12 protein-coding genes are annotated in these 15,153 nt (G+C 59.0%); 6 read left to right on the plus strand and 6 right to left on the minus strand.

The window, feature by feature from the left end; genetic code table 11:
- Positions 1-169: 169 nt before the first annotated feature.
- From AC3IT6_RS24305 to AC3IT6_RS24325, 5 genes are all read left to right on the plus strand, one after another.
- Positions 170-1,090, plus strand: coding sequence for a GlxA family transcriptional regulator (locus AC3IT6_RS24305; protein ID WP_177336483.1), 921 nt, complete (start codon positions 170-172; stop codon positions 1,088-1,090).
- 207 nt (positions 1,091-1,297) lie between these two features.
- Positions 1,298-3,244, plus strand: coding sequence for a flavin monoamine oxidase family protein (locus AC3IT6_RS24310; RefSeq protein ID WP_489353326.1), 1,947 nt, complete (start codon positions 1,298-1,300; stop codon positions 3,242-3,244).
- Between the two features lie 207 nt (positions 3,245-3,451).
- Complete coding sequence (locus AC3IT6_RS24315) at positions 3,452-4,339, plus strand: nitrilase family protein (protein ID WP_218426738.1); 888 nt, start codon at positions 3,452-3,454, stop codon at positions 4,337-4,339.
- Between the two features lie 16 nt (positions 4,340-4,355).
- Positions 4,356-5,549: a hypothetical protein gene (locus AC3IT6_RS24320; RefSeq protein ID WP_489353328.1), complete on the plus strand. Its 1,194-nt coding sequence runs from the start codon at positions 4,356-4,358 to the stop codon at positions 5,547-5,549.
- Between the two features lie 77 nt (positions 5,550-5,626).
- Positions 5,627-6,610 carry an asparaginase gene (locus AC3IT6_RS24325; protein WP_489353330.1) on the plus strand — a complete coding sequence of 328 codons (984 nt, stop codon included), beginning with the start codon at positions 5,627-5,629 and terminating at the stop codon, positions 6,608-6,610.
- Positions 6,611-6,700: 90 nt separating this feature from the next.
- On the opposite strand, the gene zapE is transcribed toward AC3IT6_RS24325, so the two are convergent.
- The 3 genes from zapE to AC3IT6_RS24340 all read right to left on the minus strand — a co-directional run bounded on the left by zapE (position 6,701) and on the right by AC3IT6_RS24340 (position 9,910).
- On the minus strand, positions 6,701-7,795 hold the full coding sequence (gene zapE / locus AC3IT6_RS24330; RefSeq protein ID WP_489353332.1) for a cell division protein ZapE: 1,095 nt from the start codon (positions 7,793-7,795) through the stop codon (positions 6,701-6,703).
- A gap of 90 nt (positions 7,796-7,885) precedes the next feature.
- Entirely contained in the window at positions 7,886-9,241 is a 1,356-nt protein-coding gene (locus AC3IT6_RS24335) for a tryptophan--tRNA ligase (protein WP_489353334.1), read from the minus strand.
- A gap of 24 nt (positions 9,242-9,265) precedes the next feature.
- Positions 9,266-9,910, minus strand: coding sequence for an alpha/beta hydrolase (locus tag AC3IT6_RS24340; protein ID WP_489353337.1), 645 nt, complete (start codon positions 9,908-9,910; stop codon positions 9,266-9,268).
- A 144-nt stretch (positions 9,911-10,054) separates the two neighbouring features.
- On the opposite strand from AC3IT6_RS24340, the gene AC3IT6_RS24345 reads away from it, so the two are divergent.
- Positions 10,055-10,489 (plus strand): Z-ring associated ZapG family protein, encoded by a 435-nt coding sequence (locus AC3IT6_RS24345; RefSeq protein WP_008045970.1) that lies wholly within the window; start codon positions 10,055-10,057, stop codon positions 10,487-10,489.
- Positions 10,490-10,760: 271 nt separating this feature from the next.
- Here AC3IT6_RS24345 and AC3IT6_RS24350 read toward each other — a convergent pair whose 3' ends face one another.
- From AC3IT6_RS24350 to AC3IT6_RS24360, 3 genes are all read right to left on the minus strand, one after another.
- Positions 10,761-11,501, minus strand: coding sequence for a YiaD family glycine zipper/OmpA-like lipoprotein (locus AC3IT6_RS24350; RefSeq protein ID WP_223442462.1), 741 nt, complete (start codon positions 11,499-11,501; stop codon positions 10,761-10,763).
- A 104-nt stretch (positions 11,502-11,605) separates the two neighbouring features.
- Positions 11,606-12,247: an MBL fold metallo-hydrolase gene (locus tag AC3IT6_RS24355; protein WP_057713346.1), complete on the minus strand. Its 642-nt coding sequence runs from the start codon at positions 12,245-12,247 to the stop codon at positions 11,606-11,608.
- Positions 12,248-12,333: 86 nt separating this feature from the next.
- The gene (locus AC3IT6_RS24360) at positions 12,334-15,072 is read right to left on the minus strand and encodes a winged helix-turn-helix domain-containing protein (RefSeq protein ID WP_489353340.1); all 2,739 of its coding nucleotides are present in this window, start codon (positions 15,070-15,072) and stop codon (positions 12,334-12,336) included.
- Positions 15,073-15,153 lie beyond the last annotated feature (81 nt).

A 15,153-nucleotide genomic window follows, 5' to 3' on the forward strand; every position in this document is an offset into this window, starting at 1 on the left:
CGCTTCCGATACAGGACACTGGACACATCCGACAAAAAATAAGACGATCCAGCCGTCTGGTGACCACTTCCCCCTATAAAAATAAAGTTGAATTATGTCTAACCAAGCCTCCACGCCCCTGCGGCGCGTCAGCATCCTGGCCATCGACCGGGTTTTCGCTTCCACCCTCATGCAAGCCAAGGATTTCTTCCACCTCGCCAGCCTGCGCTACGGCAAACAGCTGGGCCAGGGCCTGACACCGGCGTTCGAAACCCGTCTGGTCAGCCCCGATGGCAAACCGGTCAACACCTTCAGCGATGTGATGATTCCGGTGGATGGCGGGCTGGAAAACGCCGACATCATCGTTCTTCCCGCGTTCTGGGACGATTTCGACAGCCTCTGCAAGCGTTACCCGCAAGTCCTGCCCTGGCTGCGCCAGCAACATGCGCGCGGCGCCGTACTGTGCGGCGAGGCCACCGGTGTTTTCTGGCTGGCCGAAGCCGGGTTGCTCAATGGCAAGGAAGCGACCACTTATTGGCGCTTCTTCAATGCCTTCGCCGAACGCTTCCCCCAGGTTCAACTCAATCAGGACAAGCACCTGACCGACGCCGACAACCTGTACTGTGCCGGCGGCACTACCTCGGCGTGCGATTTGTACATTTACCTGATCGAGCGCTTCTGCGGTGCCAATGTGTCCCAGGCCGTAGCGCGGGACATTCTGTATGAGGTGCAGCGCAGCTACTCGCCAGGACGTATCGGTTTTGGTGGCCAGAAGCTGCACCAGGACGTGATCATCCTGCAGATCCAGCACTGGCTCGAAGATCACTTCGCCGACAAGTTCCGCTTCGAAGACGTCGCCCGCGAACACGGCATGAGCATCCGCAACTTCATGCGCCGCTTCCAGACCGCCACCGGTGACAAACCACTGCATTACCTGCAACGCCTGCGCATCGAAACCGCCAAGGGCTTGCTGTCCGGCAGCCGCAAGAGCATCAAGACCATCAGCTATGAAGTTGGCTATGACGATGCGAGCTTCTTCGCCCGACTGTTCCGTCAGCACACGGAGTTGTCGCCGAACCAGTATCGGCAGCAATTTCAGCAGGCTGCGTAGGCCTCAGGCCTCAAGCAAATCCCATGTGGGAGTGAGCCTGCTTGCTCCCACATAGAATCTTGCGCCGGCCACGCAGTTCTTTCGCTGTGCATTTTCCTACGCAAAAAACAGAATACAGAGCGCCAGAGAACCCAACCCCGCCCACAGACGCAGCCCCTTAAAAAACTTCAACATCTTCCCTGCAAACACCATCAGGGAAGATCAACCATGACTATCGGATCAAGCTACAACTACCCTTCATACATCGCCAAGGAGGCCGCCCGAACAAAGCGCTCGGCTAAAAACAAATGGGCGGCTCGCTTTCCCAATCCGCCGGATTTGTGCTTTGACTATCGTGCACTGGTAGAACAGGAAAACGGCATCGCCAGGGCAACTGACCCGCAACATAAAATCTGCATCATCGGCGCCGGCGTCACAGGCCTGACCGCCGCCAGAGAACTCTATCGCTGCGGCTTTACCCATATCACTCTCATCGAACAATCCAGACGCATCGGCGGCAGGCACCTGACCGTTCCCGGTAGCCGAAACTCGGCAACAAGCCATACACCGTTTGAAATGGGCGCCATGCGCATGCCCTTCTTCAACCGGGCGGATGAGCCACCGACAGAAGGTCGGTCGCTGATGGCTTACTACGCCAATCAATTTGAATTGGCGTTTTCAGACTTCGCCAACCCCGGTAGCCAATGGGTTAACTCGACAGGCATCTATCTCCGGGAGGGCAGCATGGGCGGCGGATCGGCGCCGCAAATGTTGATATGGAAAAATGAAGACGGCGTCACACCGCCTCCAGGCGATGAATTGCAAAAGGTTTATTCCAAGTGGAAAGCCTTTGCCGATCGCATGACCCGCCACGTTGCTGAGCTCTATGCGAGCCAGGAATGGGAAGCCATATGGGCTTCTATCGTTGAAAAATACGAGAGTGTCTCGTTCCGCGACCTGGTCAGCATGCCAGCACTGGACGCTTGGGATGGCCGCTCACCCGGGGATTTCGGCGGAATGGGAATGTCTGCGCAAGAGTCCGCAATTTTTTACGCGATAGGTATAGGTGACGGTAGCTGGGGAGCTTTTTACGACGTCTGCTGCCTCTACCCTCTGCGTACCGCGATTTTCGGTTTCAGCAGCCAGTTGCAACTGATCCATGGTCGAGTGGACTCAAACGGCGATCCGCTGGATTCGCCCTACCTGAATAGCGAAGCCGTTTTTGACTCAATGGGACAGAGTTTCGACAAGCCCCGCTACATCGGCCTCGCCGCTTTGGATGAATGCCTGCTGTTTGTGAAAACCGATGAAACCGGAAAGTCCATCTACGAACATTGCCTCGAAAGAAGCAATGGGCTTCTCACCGACTCATCCGTCACAAAACTGGAAAAGCTGACCAATCAAAAAATACGCGTCCATTACAACTGGAAACACAGTCAACCCGAGCAAATCCAGGAGCAATTTGATGACTTTGACTCGGTCATTATGACACTACCCTCCTGGCTGATTGAAACTCGAATCAAGCTCGAAAATTTCACCCGGGAGATGCTGCCTTTCGAGACGATTAACGCCTACAAAACCGCACACTGGGAAACTAGCTGCAAAGTGTTTGCACCGCTGAAAAAATCATTTCTCTCGAAAAACAAAAACATCCCGCAAGCCATCGTAACCGACAGTTTTATCCACGATGTATATACCTACCGCTACAACGACAATTACAGCTATGACTGCATCCTGCTGAGTTATACCTGGGAAGATGACGCAACCAAGCTCGCCTCATTCAGCGATAAGGAGCTGGTATCAAAATGCGCCGAAGAGCTGGATCGCATACTCATGAACTCTGCCAACGTCCAGGAAAAAATCTCTCCCTACATCGGCATTGATCAAGCGGTGGTTCAGCGTTGGATCACTGATAAAAATGCTCTGGGCTGTGCCAAGCTTTACCGACCGGGCACCTACTACGATGCCGTCGGCCTGATGAAGTACAACCGGGACTTTGCTCATGTATCAGGCTTGTATTTGTCCGGCGGGTCATTTTCCGTCGATGCCGGTTGGACGGAGCCATGTTTTCGCGGTGCTGTCGATGCAGTGATTCATATCTGCAACAAAACCGCCGCGACCTTCAATGGCGGATTTTCCTTGAGCGACTACCCGCACTACCAACTCAAAATCTGATCACGTCCCCGTTCCAGAGCCATGCACGCAATACATGGCTCTACCTCTCGCGCCGGCTACCCACTGCCATCAAACATCACTCTGATCCATTTTCGGACAAGGACTACGACCTAAACGGAAGTAGCTGACTTACACCCCATTCCTGATTCCCCTCTTATACACACGCCATTTAACAGCTTGAAAAACAATAAAAAGAGGAACGACGGAATGACTGAACCAACAAGCCCTGTTCGTGTAGCAGTCGTGCAATTCGATCCACAAGTCGGCATCGAGAAATGTGTAGGTAATCTGCGTCGCAGCCTGGAATTGGCGCTTGAAGCGGTAAATGGAGGTGCGAATCTCATCGTTCTGCCCGAGCTTTCCAATACCGGCTATTTCTTCAGTAATCGACAGGATGCCTTCGCCCACGCAGAAGCGGTTCCCGACGGGCCAAGCGTGCAGTGCTGGATCGACTTCGCCCGCGAACACAACGTTTACCTCGTGGCCGGTCTGGCCGAACGCGACGGCATGCGACTCTTCAACACCGGCGTTCTGGTGGGACCAGACGGTTTTATCGGCAAGTACCGCAAAGCCCATTTGTGGAATCTGGAGAAGCTCTGGTTCACCCCCGGCGACCTGGGTTTCCCGGTTTTCGACACACCGATCGGCCGCATCGGGCTGTTGATCTGCTGGGACATCTGGTTCCCGGAGGTGCCACGGATCCTCGCCCAGCAAGGCGCAGACATCATTTGCAGCCTGAACAACTGGGTCTGGACACCGCCGCCGCTGTTCGACGATGCCGGTAAGTGCATGGCGTCGTATCTGACGATGACCGCCGCTCACGTCAACAACGTGTTTATCGCTGCCGCCAGCCGAATCGGCGAGGAGCGCGGCGCGCGCTACCTGGGTTGCTCGTTGATTGCCGGAACCAACGGCTGGCCGATTGGCGCCGTGGCTTCGGCAGACAGACAGGAAATCCTGTTTGCCGATGTCGACCTGACCAGCTCCCGCAGTGCGCCCATCTGGAACAACCTGAACGATCTGCATCGCGATCGCCGAGCCGATCTTTACGATCAGATGCTCGGCTACACCCAACACCCTTGCCTCCCACGTTGATCAGGAGGCCTATCGCATGGAAGTTACAACCGACAAAAACCAACCATCGCGCAAATCACCGATTGACACAGCCGTCGTCCTGCTAATGATCGGCGCGACACTGCTGATCGTCTGGCTTTCTTTCAGCAACCGGACTTTCTGGGGAGCGCATTGGCCCGGGTACGGCGACATGGTATCGCTGCTACCCGAACCGAGTGCCTGGTTGCGTTGGGTGTTAGGTGACATCAGCGAGGTGGCTTTCTACAAGCACGAGTTCGCCTCGATCGGCCTGCTGGCGGGTGCTTATCTGGCTTACTGGGCGAATCGAACGGGGAAATCCTGGCAAGGGTTTGCCATCTCCTATGGAACGGGACTTTGGCCCTGGCTGGTCACCAGTTCGTTGCTCGGGCTGCTACTGAGCAATCTGCTGTGGGGCTGGACGGTGACAGCCACAACCTGGCAACCCACGTTCGTAGCATTTGTCTCGCTGCCAGCGGCGATGGTGCTGATGTTTGGCGGAGGCTGGAAAGTCACGATCAACGGCGCACTCATGGGCGCCGTACTCGTCACACCGATGTGCCTGCTGATCGTCAACTACGTGTGCCAACCGCTGGCCTTGCCTGCGGTGATTGGCAATGTACTGGGCATGGCGGTTGCCAGCGTCCTGGCGTTTCTGTTCTGCCGCTATTGGCCAAATCTGGTGAAATCCCGGTCGTCGGAAACACCACCCGCCTCGATCGCTCCCGCCAAGGCGCCCGACTATGGCGTCATCTGGAGCCTGCGCCGGATTCTGGCGGATTTTTCCGAAGCACCGTTCTTCGGCAATGAGCTGGCCAGCCTTGGCCTGATACTGGGTGCATTGCTGGCGTACAGCTTGAACCCTTCAAGCCCCGCGTACGGATCGGGCCTGTTGCTGCACATCATCGGCGCGCAGGCATTGGCCTCGGCCATCGGCGTGCTGATCTGGCGTCAACAATGGATGTTGCGCGGCTGGTATCCCACTTACATCCCGCTGGTTTCAGTGGTGCCCGCGGCGATCCTGGCCTATGGCGGCAGCTGGCAGATTATCGTCTCAAGTGCACTGCTGGGGGCATTACTCGCACCACCGCTGGCCTGTGTGATTGCCAGGAAATTACCGGCCGACATGCACGCCTACATCGCCAATGTACTGTCGATGGCCATCAGCACACTGCTGATCGTGCCGCTGATCGGTTTCTTGATCGCTGATTAATGCCCCAGCCATTCGGCTGTATCGCGGCCTCAAAAGCGGATACAGCCACTTTTCATTACAAACAAGCGAGGTATCCCATGGACCTGCCCAAACTGTCCATCGCGGCACTTGGCGGCACGGTAAGCATGCAAGCGAGCAATGCCGGTGAAGGCGTCATCCCGACCGTCAGCGGCGAAGCCCTGCTGACTTCCATACCGGAACTGACGACACTGGCCGGAGTCACCATCGAGACCCTCGGCCTACTGCCCAGTGCCTCCCTGGATTTCGAGTTTTTGCTGAAGGTATTGTCCTGGGCTGAGTTTCAGGTCAAACAGGGCGCCGCTGGGGTCGTGATAACCCAGGGCACCGACACCCTCGAAGAAGCCGCGGTGTTTTTGGATTACCTGTGGCCCTATGACACCCCCTTGGTGCTGACCGGTGCCATGCGTTCCGCAGCGCAGCCAGGTGCCGATGGACCGGCCAATCTGCTGGATGCATGTCGCGTTGCCTTGGCGCAGAACAGCCGGCAGCGCGGTGTCCAGGTCGTGATGAACGGACAGATTCATCAAGCGTGCAGCGTACGCAAAACCGATTCGCTGGCATTGCAGGCGTTTTCCTCTCCGGTCGTGGGGCCCGCGGGCCTTTTGTTGGAAGACCGTGTTCGCTACCTGCGCCCGCCGGGGCCGCGCACGGTGTTACCGTTGCCGCAACAGACCACACAAAAGGTTGCGCTGCTTGAGGCCTCACTTTCGGCCGACACCCTGCTACTGGAAAATATTCTCGCACTCGATTACGACGGGCTGGTGATCGGCGGTTTCGGCGCCGGCCACATCTCGCAGCGCTGGGCGACAATGATTGAGCATATTGCCGAACGAATCCCCGTGATCATTGCGACCCGAACCGGCTCCGGCTCCACCGCACGTGCCTCTTACGGATTTGGCGGTGGTGAAATGGACTTGATCCGCAAGGGGGCATCGATGGCGGGTTTTCTATGTCCGCGAAAAGCCAGAATTCTGCTTTGGCTGCTGCTTGGTTGCCAACGGCAGCACGAGCTTGCGCAGTATCTCAACGAGGACATTTGACTTCAAAACAATGTACAAACCTGTGAGCGGAGGATTTGCGCTGACAAAAAAGGCCTGCAATCGCAGGCCTTTTTTATTTCCAGAATCGTCCTAAGGCTTGTGCGCCCGGGCCAGGAATTCGTGGGATTGCATTTCCAGCAGTCGGCTGAGGGTACGCTGGAACTCGAAGTTCAGGCGGCCACCTGTGTACAGGTCTTTAAGCTCGACTTCGGCGGAGATGATCAGCTTCACGTTACGGTCGTAGAACTCGTCGACCATGTTAATGAAGCGTCGGGCGATGTCGTCGGTGGTGACGCTCATCTGCTCGACATCGCTGAGCAGCACGGCGTGGAAGATCTTGCCCAGTTCGATGTAGTCGTTCTGGCTGCGCGGGCCGTCGCAAAGTTCGCGGAAGTTGAACCAGGCCACGTCATCGCAGGTGCGCAGGGCACGAATTTCACGGTTTTCGATCATCAGCACGTCATTTTCGACCGCCGCCGTGCATTCCGGTGTCAGCGCACGGAAGCTCTTGCGCAGGCTTTCGTTGGCGGCTTCGTCGAGTGGGTAGTGGAACAGTTCGGCTTGTTCGAGGTGACGCAGACGATAGTCGACGCCGCTGTCGACGTTGACGATCTCGGTATTCTGCTTGATCAGCGCGATGGCCGGCAGGAAGCGCGCGCGTTGCAGGCCGTCCTTGTACAGGCCGTCCGGCACGATGTTCGACGTCGCGACCAGGGTCACGCCGTTCTTGAACAGTTCTTCCATCAGGGTGCCAAGGATCATGGCGTCGGTGATGTCGGAAACGAAGAATTCATCGAAGCAGATGACCCGGGCTTCGGTGGCGAAACGCTTGGCGATGATGGTCAGCGGGTTTTTCTCGCCACCCAGGGTTTTCATCTCTTCGTGCACGCGCTTCATGAAGCGGTGGAAGTGCGTACGTGTCTTTTCCTTGAAGGGCAGCGCTTCGAAGAAGGTGTCCACCAGGTAAGTCTTGCCGCGACCTACGCCGCCCCAGAAATACAGGCCCTTGACCGGGGTCTGATCCTTCTTGCCAAACAACTTGCCCAGCAGGCCCGGCTTGTTTTGCTTGGCCGCGACCAGGTCGTCGTACAGGCGCTGCAAATGACGCACGGCAGTTTCCTGGGCGGCGTCATGGAAGAATTCCGGGCGTTTCAGATCAGCTTGATATCGTTCTAGGGGCGTCATAATTCGTTAGCAAGGCAACAAAAACGGGCCGACACTGTAGCGACGGCCCCGAGGAATGGCAATCGGCCCTTGGTCGGACCGAACCGTTGTTTATTCCTGAACCGGCGTCAGGGCGATGCGCAAGGCTTCGATAGCCACGTCGCGTGCGGCACTGTCGGCGAAGACCGGGCTGTCGGCAACGCACTGGCCTTCCAGCCAGACGCTGAAGCCCAGGTCTTCACTGCGCACGTCCAGATCCTGGCCCGCTTGCAGCTGCTTGCTCACTTGCCCCGCGGTTTTACCGTCGGCGAAGTTGCGCGACAGCAGCAGTTGTTCGCCATCGGCCGCCAGCAGACGGAAGCGGAAACTGCCGTCGTCTTCGCGGAAGCTGACAAAACGCGCAGCCTTCACGGCTTTCTTCTTGGTGGTCGCCGCCACTTGAGTCTGGGCAACGAAGGAGCGCAGGCCCACCGCTTCACGCAGTTCGTTGAGGAAGGGGGTCGCTACCGCACGGGCCTTTTTCGCGCCGTGTTGCAGGATGTCTTCCAGATCCGCCGGGCGCTCGATCAGCTGGTTATAACGCTCGCGGGATTCGCCCAATTCGTTGTCGAGCAACTGGAACAGACGATTCTTCGCCTCGCCCCAACCCAGGCCCTGCAACAGTTCGCTGCGGAACTCGTCGGCTTGCGCCGGGGTGGCGAACGCCTGGAACAGGGTGAACAGATGCGAATTGTCCGGATCCTTGGCTTCGCCCGGCGCGCGGGAATCGGTGACGATCCGCGAAATCGCGTCCTTCATCTCTTTGGCGCTGCTGAACAGCGGGATGGTGTTGTCGTAGCTCTTCGACATCTTGCGGCCATCCAGGCCCGGCAACGTGGCGACGCTCTCTTCGATCAACGCCTCGGGCATGGTGAAGAACTCTTTGCCCTGGCCAAACAGGTGGTTGAAGCGCTGGCCGATGTCCCGCGCCATTTCCACATGCTGGATCTGGTCACGACCGACCGGCACCTTGTGCGCATTGAACATCAGGATGTCCGCGGCCATCAGCACCGGGTAGCTGTACAGGCCCATGGTGATGCCAGCGTCCGGGTCTTCACCGGTCTCGACGTTCTTGTCCACCGAGGCCTTGTAGGCGTGGGCGCGGTTTAGCAGGCCCTTGGCGGCGACGCAGGTCAGCAGCCAGGTCAATTCGGGAACTTCCGGGATGTCGGACTGGCGGTAGAAAGTCACGCGGTCGACATCCAGGCCACCGGCCAGCCAGGTCGCGGCGATTTCCAGACGCGAGCGCTGGATGCGCAGCGGGTCATCGCACTTGATCAGGGCGTGGTAGTCGGCCAGGAAGTAGAACGAATCGGCATTGCTGTCACGGCTGGCGACGATCGCCGGGCGGATGGCGCCAGCGTAGTTGCCCAGGTGCGGCGTGCCGGTGGTGGTGATGCCGGTGAGGATACGGGTACGAGTCGTCATGGGTAATCGCTTGTCAGACTGCAATCAATTCGAGAGACGCGGCAGGATCAGATCCTTGAGATCGGTCAGCTTGCCATGAAAAAAGTGTCCGCATTCTGCCACTTTCAGCAGCTCATGGGGGCGTTCAAGCTTGTCGGACCATTGGTAAACGACTTGTGGATCGATCACTTCGTCGGTTTCCGGTTGGATCAGGGTGAGTTCGCCCTGTTGTGGCAGTTGATCCTGATCGCCCAGGCGCATGACCGCCGGCGCGACCATGAACAGGTGCTTGATTTGCTCGCCCTTGGCCTCAAGGCGCCCGCCGAGACTTGCTGCAACAAAACCGCCGAAGGAGAAACCGAACAGGGTCAGTGGCAATTGCGGGTGTCTGGCCCGGAACCACTCGGCCACAGCCTGGGCATCATCGACTTCACCCGTGCCCATGTCGTGGGCGCCTTCGCTGGCGCCGACTCCACGGTAGTTGAAGCGCAAAGTGATCAAACCGGCATCACGCGCAGTGCGCTGCAGGGTCGAGACCACTTTGTTGAGCATGGTGCCGCCCTGCACCGGGTTCGGATGGCAGATGAGCGCGAGGCCACGCGGCTGCTCGTTGTCCAGGCTGCTGTTTTCCAGAAGCAGTGCTTCCAGTTGACCCACCGGGCCATCAATCACTACAGGGGTTTCACGCATAAGCAAGGAAGGAACTCCGTGACCTCGGATCAGGTCGACTCGTCTAGCAAATTGTCTGTGGCTGTCTATTGCGAGTGAATCGCGGTATACAGCGCAGGTTCGAGCCGTTAACGTAAAGCAAAGCCGTTTATAGAGGAAGGACTCGTGGAACACTCGCTCTTAGTTTGGTTGTTACCGACTCTTGCCCTGGTTGTGGGTGTCGCCATTGGGTTCCTGATCGCTCGCGTTGCACCGAACGCCGCGCCCAGCCGCACGCAGCGTCAGCTGGACGATATTCAGGAACGTTTCGACAGTTATCAGAACGAGGTGGTGACCCACTTCAACAGCACCGCGACACTGGTCAAGAAACTGACTCAGAGCTATCAGGAAGTGCAGGACCATCTCGCCGAGGGCGCCAACCGCCTGGCCCTGGACGAACAGACTCGCCAACGCCTGCTGGCCTCCCTGCACGCCGATGCGGCGCAGGCACCCCGTGAACGCCTGACGCCACCGCGCGATCAGGAGCCGCCGCGCGACTACGCACCGAAAGCCCCGAACTCGCCGGGCATGCTCGATGAGCATTATGGCCTGAAGAAGTAAGCAGGTTTCGCGCCTAGCAAAAAGCCCCCGGACGATCACTTGTCCGGGGGCTTTTTTGTTTCTGATCCTGTATCTCCGGTGCCCACACTGGCCCCTTCGCGGGCAAGCCCGCTCCCACAGGGTTATGCTTTGAATACAGATTTTGTGTACGACATCGCCCCTTGTGGGAGCGGGCTTGCTCGCGAAGGGGCCGGAACTGACGACAAAAAAAGCCCGCCCGATCTGTAGAGGATCGTGCGGGCTTTTTTACGCCTGGGGTTCAATCAGACGATCAAGGGTACTGCTGAACCTGACCTTGCTGCTGGGCACCATACTGCTGACCCGGAATCGCCTTGAGGTTGACCTCTACACGGCGGTTCTGCGCACGACCATTGACGTCGCCGTTGCTGGCAACCGGGCTATCCGGACCGGCGCCGCGAGCACTCAGGTTGGCACCGCTGACACCTTGCGAGGTCAGGTAGGTTGCCACGCTCTGGGCACGACGCTGGGACAGGTCCATGTTGTGCTGGCGGCTGCCGGTGCTGTCGGTATAGCCGACGATCTCGATCTGGTTCTGGCTAAACTCTTTCAGCGAGCCCGCCAGGTTGTTCAGCGGCTGATAGAAACCTGGGGCAATGTTCGCCGAATCGGTAGCGAACGTGATGTTGCCCGGCATGATCAGCTTGATCTGGTCACCCTGGCGCTGCACTTCAACACCGGTGTTGGCCATGCTGGCGCGCAGCTTTTTCTCTTGCTGATCGGCGTAGTAGCCGTAACCGGCGGCGGAAGCACCGACCACCGCAGCACCGATCAGTGCGCCCTTGCCACGGTTATCGTGGTTGATCGCAGCTCCGGCCAGCGCACCGGCCAGAGCGCCGAGGCCACCGTATTTCGCGGTCTTGCTCATGCCTTCGGAGCCGCTATCCGTCTGGCCCTGAGCCTGGCCCTGACCGCCGTATGGGTTAGGCGAGGCACAACCGGACAAAACGGCCACAGCCGTAGCGAGAATAATCAAACGACGCGTGGTGAACATGTAAAGCTCCTACTTTTTTTGCATTCTGTGGTGCAACGGGCCAAGGCATCAGCCTTTGCGGGCGTTGGATCATGTTAATGGGTAAAAATTCCGAATGTTACAAATCAGCCCCGAACAAAGGGGTTCTCGCGCATTTCGTCACCCAGACGGGTATCCGGACCATGCCCGGTCACCACGGTCGCGTCTTCGTCGAGGGTGTACAGCCGCTGCTTGATCGAGCGCACGATGGTCGCCTGGTCGCCGCCCCACAAATCCGTGCGTCCGACGCCGCGACGAAACAGCGTATCACCGGCAATCAGCAGCTTGGCCTCGGAAAACCAGAAGCTCATGGAGCCCGGCGTATGACCTGGCGTGTGCAGCGCCACGCCACAACCGCAGGCCAGTTCTTCATCATCGGCCAGCCAGCGGTCCGGGGACGGCACCGGGGTATAAGGAACACCGAACATCTGGCACTGCATTTCCAGGTTGTCCCACAGGAACTGGTCTTCCTTGTGCAGATGCAGGGTCGCGCCGGTTTTTTCCTTGAGTTGGCCGGAAGCCAGGAAATGATCGAGGTGCGCATGGGTGTGAATGATGCTGACCACTTTCAGCCCCAAGGCATCGAGCCGCGCCAGGATCAGTTCATGATTGCCACCCGGATCGACGACAATGGCCTTTTTCGTCACCGGATCACCGATGATCGTGCAGTTGCACTGCAACGGACCGACGGGGAAGGTTTCGCGGATGAGGGTGGGTTGCTGGGACATCGGGGCCTGCTCGATAAACGGGGACGAGCGATTTTCGCACAATTGAGCCGCGAGCCAATGGCCGTGATGGGTAACATGAAAAATCCTTAACCAAGCACCCCCAACTCCTTGGCCCGCGCCACCGCCTGCGTACGCCGCTCGACCCCGAGCTTGCTGTTGATGTGGCTGGCGTGGGTCTTGACCGTGTGCAGGGAAATAAACAGCTGATCGCTGATTTCCTGGTTCGAACAGCCTTGGGCGATCAAGCGCAGGACCGCCATTTCCCGAGTGCTGAGCTGTTCCGCGGCCGCACAGGACTCCAGCCCGGGACGGGCGGCCAATGCCGGCAGTTTTTCACTGAGGCTCAGGGAAACGGGGGTTGGCGGACAGTTTTGAAGCTGCCCACGCAGCCAGTCCGGGTGCGCGGCCAGCAAGCCCTCAAAGGGCTGCAGCACCCCTCCGCCGGCGGCGTCCAGCGCTTGGGCCAGAGCCTTGCGTGCTTCCGGTTCCCGTCCGTTGCCCAGCAACAACGCCACTTTCTGGGTCAGCGCCATGGCACTGAGCATCTGCCGACCGCTTTGCTGGCCATGTTCGAGCAGCGCATTCAAACGCCCTTCGGCCAGCATCGGTTGGCCCTGGATGACGTCGAGCAAGGCTTGTTGCAATTCGATATGCAGCGGCAATTGCGGGTGGAATTCCGGTGGCGCGGCCCCGTTTTCGCCGTTATAGGTCTGCCCCAGGCGCGCCAGCCAGGCTTCGGCCAGATCGGTGCGCCCCTGGGCCAGCCAGAGTTCACATTTGACCAGGGTGATCATGGCCAGGTAGTAGATCGGCGGCACGTCCCAGATGTGCATCAGCCGTTCGGCTTCGGCCAGTTCGGCAAAGGCCTTGGCGAACTCGCCGCTGCTGCCTTCCAGCCTGGCAATCACGCAGTGACCGATCAACACGCTGATGTCACGGCAGGCGCGCGCCTCGCTCAAACCGGCCTGTAATCGCACCCGCGCCGCTTGCGGCTGCATGCGCAAGGCCAGCAAAAAGCCTTCGTACAAGGTCAGCCGGGCGCGAACCGCATACAGTCGTTGCGCAGACAAGCTTTGCAGGCGCTGCATTCCCTGACGGACCTCTTCCAGCGCCCGACAGATTTCCCCGCGCGCTTGCAACACACGGGCGCGGTCGTAGTGCGCCAGTGCTTCGAACAAGGGGTTGCCGACCCGTTGCGCAAGCTCCAGCGATTCGCGGTTAAGCCCTCGTGCCCGCCACAAATCACCGTCGGCAATGGCCAGGTTGGACAGGGTCGAGAGGCACATCAGCCGCTGGCCGTAACGCTTGCACGGAAGACTTTCCAATGCTTCGCCGCAATACCGCAGCGTCAGTTCGCGGTCGCCGCGCCCACGGGCAATGATGCCACTCAACGCCAGCCATTGAGCCAGCATCGACTTCTGGGCGGTGGCCGACGGAGCGGGCAGGAAACGGCTCAAATGGCTGGCCAGTTCTTCGGCGGCATCCAGTTGGCACGCCATCCCCAGCGCCCAGCTATAGAGCACGATCAGTCGCGGCGTGCTGATCAGCAAACTGTCAGGCAAGTCCATTTTCCAGCGCAACAACATGCCGACATTCTGCTCGGCCAGCAGTTGCTCTTCGGAGAGGTTCTGTACCAGGTTCGCCGCGACGTCCAGGTGACCGGCACGCAAGGCCTGCTCCACGGCCTCATCGAGCAACCCCTGGGCATTGAACCAGCGGCAGGCACGCAGGTGCAGGCTGGCGGCCGGCACTATCGACTGGGAAGTCGGCCGCGTGCGCAACAGATCGGAAAACAGATGGTGGTAACGATACCAATGGCCATGTTCGTCCAGCGGCACCAGGAACACTTGGTGGGCGAGCAAAAAGCGCAGGATCTCTCCGCTGTCATGAGCGTCGCGAACGGCGTCGCACAGTTCGCTGCAAAAACGTTCCTGGGGCGCCGTGTCATAGAGGAACGACTGGACCTCGGCGGGCAGGCAATCGATGACCTCTTCTAGCAGGTAATCGCGGATCAGCCCTTCCCCGCCGTGCAACGATTGCGGCAGCGCGCCATCGGTGCCCGCCTCCGAGGCGGCCAGCAGCCAGAAGCGTAACCCCGCGACCCAGCCTTCACTGCGCTGGATCAGGTTTTCCAGTGCCTCACCGCGCAAGGAGCTGGCGTGCCGATCGAGCAGACTCAAGGCCTCGTCATGAGTCAGGCGCAGATCCTGTTCATGCAACTCAAGCAATTGTCGCGATAGCCGCAGCCGCGCCAGGTGCCAGTCGGGACGCTGGCGACTGGTGACCATCACCAGCAAGCCATCGGGGAGATGATTGAGGAAAAATTGCAGGCAACGGTCCAGCACCGGCCCCTGGGCCAGATGGTAATCATCCAGCACCAGCAGCAAGGGTGTCGCGGTGGACAGGTGCTCGGCCAATTCGTCGAGCAGGCCGTCCAGCCATTCTTCAAACGCGAACGGCTGATGGCGCTGGCGCATTTTCAACAGCCCGAGGGATTGCCTGCCCAGGTGCGGAAAATAGTCCTGGAGGCCTTCCAGCAGGCGCTCGAGAAAACGCCCAGGGTCACTGTCGCGCGGGCTCAACCCCAGCCAGAGACTTTGCCAGTGCGCCGGCAACCCCTGACAAAACTCCACCGCCAACGAACTCTTGCCGAACCCTGCCGGTGCGCTGACCAGCAATAACCTGCCACCGAGCCCGGCACTCAGGCGCTCGCACAAGCGTGGACGCAGCACATGGCCGTCGGGCAACGGCGGGCGAAAGAAGCGCCCGTCGAGTGTCGCGACAGCAACGTGTGCAGAACCTGGGGATGTAGACAAATCAGTCATAGCCGGCTCTTGTTTGAATTGCGGGTGGCGGCGTTGCAGATGTCCGCAGCCTAGCCGTAAACGGATAGGGAATGAAGGTAA

It is taken from the genome of Pseudomonas sp. KH_017 (genome assembly GCF_057840285.1).